We start from the raw sequence: 3,116 nt of genomic DNA on the forward strand, positions 1-3,116 counted from the left end.
TGACCGAGGAGCCGAGCTCCTCGGCCGCCGCCGCGACCGTGGTGACGTTGGAGGAGGCCTCCTCGGCGGCCGCCGCCGCGCTGGTGGACTGGCCGGCCGTCTGCGTCGCCGTCGCGGTGAGGATCTGGGCCGTGGACTGGAGCTGCGTCGCCGCCGACGTCACCGAGCCGACGATGCCGCCGATGGCCGATTCGAACCGGTCGGCGAGCTCGCGCGTCGCCTGCCGGCGCTGCGCCTCGGCGCCGGCCCGGGCCTGCGCGGTCTCGGCCTCGAGGGCGCGGGCGTGCAGCAGGTTCTCCCGGAACACCGCGACGGTCGCCGACATGGCGCCGATCTCGTCCCGCCGCGCCGCGTAGGGGATCTCGGCCTGCGTGTCGCCGTCGGCGAGCCGCCGCATGGACAGCGTCATCCCGGCGAGCGGCCGCGACACGCCCGTGAAGGCGTACAGCATGGCGCCGAGCGCGATGACGAGGCTGACGAGCAGGCTCACGACGGTCGTCCGGACCGCTTCGGCCTGGCTGTCGCGGGCCGCGCGCCCGGCCGCCTCGCCGTTCCGGATGTTCAGATCGGCGAGGGCGCGGGTCGCGCTGGAGGCCGCCAGGTAGTTGGCGTTCATGGCCCCGCGGAAATAGGCGAGCGCCTGGTCGTGCTGGTCGGCCGGGAAGGCGCGCAGACGGGTCCAGTCGGCCTGCTGCACCGCCAGCTTGGCGAGCAGGTCGTCGTAGATCCCCTGCTCCTCCTTCGACGCCACCAGGCCGCGGTACGCCTCGGCCTTCGCCTGGCGGTTCCGCATCATCTCGTCGGCGTTCTTCAGGCTGGTCTCGCGCTCGGCGTCGGTATCCGCCGTCACGTAGCGGAACTGCCACAGTCGCGAGCGCATCACGAGGGCGTTGATCGCCTGCGCCTCGTTGATCGACGGCACGGCGTTGTCGATCAGCTCCGCGAGCCGCTGGTCGACCGCCTGCATCTTGTAGAGGGTCACGCCGCCCTGAACGATCGCCGCCAGGAGCAGGAGGGCGAAGAGGCCGCTGAGTTTTACTTTGAGACTGAGACGCATCGGTCGGTTCCGGTCGTGCGGGCGAGACCCGCAGGACATGAACAGTTTGTGCTAACAGTGTTATAACTTGAGGTAGGATCAGGCTTCACGGGTTCGCGTGTGTCGGCTTGCATACGCGGCCGAGTCCGGCCAACTGGGCCGCTCATTCCTCGCCACCGGCCCGACCCACCGACACCGTGTACGTCCTCACCGACATCGCCATCTCGAACTGGTACCTGATCCGCCGCGAGCAGATCCGCCTGCGCGGCGCCGCGGCGCTGGTCGGGCCGACCGGGGCCGGGAAGTCGACGATCTTCGACGCGGTCGGCACGGTGCTGGCCGGCAACAACGCCAGCCGCCTCGCCCTCAACGCCTCGGCCTCCGGCCGCAGCGCCCGCACCGTGCGCGACTACTGCCTGGGCTGGATCAGCGACCCGGCGGAGGGCGGCCGCCCGACGCGGGAATCCTGCGAGACCGTGCTGGTGCTGGTCTTCGAGAACCCCGATTCCGGCCGCGTGGTCTCGGTCGGCCTCGCCCTGGCGGCCCGGGCCGCCGAGCCGAAGGAGACCGTGCTGTCGCGCTTCATCGCGGTCGGGCACCGGTTCGAGGTCTCCGACTACGCCCGCACCGCCCCCGGCGGCACCTACACGGCGCCCTGGAGCGAGATCGCCGCGGAGCTGCGCGCCCGCGCGTCGAGCTTCACCGAGTACCGCACCTCCGGCGAGCGCTTCACGGCCGACGTGCTGGCGACCCTGCGTGAGGGCGCGCCGGCGCCGGAGCCGCGCCACTTCCTGCGCAGCTTCGCCAACGCGGTGGCGTTCAAGCCGATCTTCGACACCAGCGCCTTCGTGCGCGCCTTCGTGCTCGAGCCGGAACCCCTTGACGTCGAGCGCGTGCGCCACTCCATCGCCAATTGGCGGCGCCTCCGGGAGACCATCGCCGAGCTGGAGACCCGGCTCGGGCGCCTGCGGCGCCTGCGCGACCGCTACGAGGCCTGGGGCGAGGCGATCCTCGCCGCCGCGACGCACGAGCTGCGGGCGGCCAGCGCCGAGCTGCGCCGCCGCAGCCTCGACCTCATCGCCGTCCGGGGCCGCCTCCGCGAGGGGGCCGACACCCTGCGCATCGCCCGCGAGCGCGTCGCGGCGAGCCGCGGCTACGTCCGCGAGATCGACGGCGAGATCGCCGAGAAGAAGGCGCTCGCCGCCGCGGGCGCCGCCGAGGGCCGGCTCGCGGCCTCAACGCTCGGCCTGTCCATGCTGGAGCGCGATCGCAAGGAGCTGATCGGCCGGATCGGCGACCTCGTGGCCCTCGTCGGGCAGATGGCCAAGCTCCAGCCGGTCGCCCCGATCCTGCGCCAGAGCTGCCCGCAGGCGGCCCGCCTCGCCGTGGCCTGCGCCCGGGCCGGCCTGCGCCGGGACTCCTCCCCCGAGGAGATCCTGCGCCCCGACGGCCCGCTGGCCGAGCTGGCCGACGGGCTGGCGCGCCTGCCCGACTTCGACGAGGCCCTGGAGCGCGCCGCCGAGGACGCGGCGCTCAAGGCCCGCGCGCAGGAGAGCGAGGCCGAGCGGTCGGCGCCGCGCACCGGCGGCGGCCCGGCGGCGCGGCTGTCCTCCGACACGGTGGCGTTCCGCGGCGAGCTGGAGCGGCGCGGCATCGACGCGCTGCCGATCTGCGAGTTGGCCGAGATCGTCGACCCGACCTGGGGGCCGGCCCTCGAAGGGCTGCTCGGGCGCGCCCGCGAGGCCCTGGTGGTCGCCCCGGACCGGCTGAGCGAGGCCCTCGGCGTGCTGCAATCGGGCCGCGACCGCTTCAGCCGCTGCATCCTGGTCAAGACCACCGACACCGCCAAGCAGCGCGCCCGCCGCTACGACGACGGTCCGCTCACCGTGATCGAGACCAGCGACCCCCACGCCGAGGCGTTCCTCGGCGTGCGGCTCGGCGGCTACGACCTCGCCCGGGACGATGCCGAACTGGCGCGCCTGTCCCGGGCCGTGGCGCCGAGCGGCCGGACCACGGCCGGCATGGCCTACACGGTGACCCGCAACGTCGACCTGCTGATGACCCGCGGCCATCGCGGGCC

At 73.9% G+C, this 3,116-nt stretch carries 2 protein-coding genes; one reads left to right on the forward strand and one right to left on the reverse strand.

Annotated features, from left to right (window positions below; translation table 11 throughout):
- Window positions 1-1,057: MCP four helix bundle domain-containing protein (locus tag ACLBYE_RS30040; RefSeq protein ID WP_447696957.1), on the reverse strand; the 1,057-nt coding region annotated here is incomplete at its 3' end.
- Between the two features lie 176 nt (window positions 1,058-1,233).
- On the opposite strand from ACLBYE_RS30040, the gene ACLBYE_RS30045 reads away from it, so the two are divergent.
- The coding region (locus ACLBYE_RS30045) for an ATP-binding protein (RefSeq protein ID WP_447696958.1) at window positions 1,234-3,116 on the forward strand (1,883 nt) is incomplete at its 3' end.

This window comes from Methylobacterium sp. A52T, assembly GCF_053346095.1.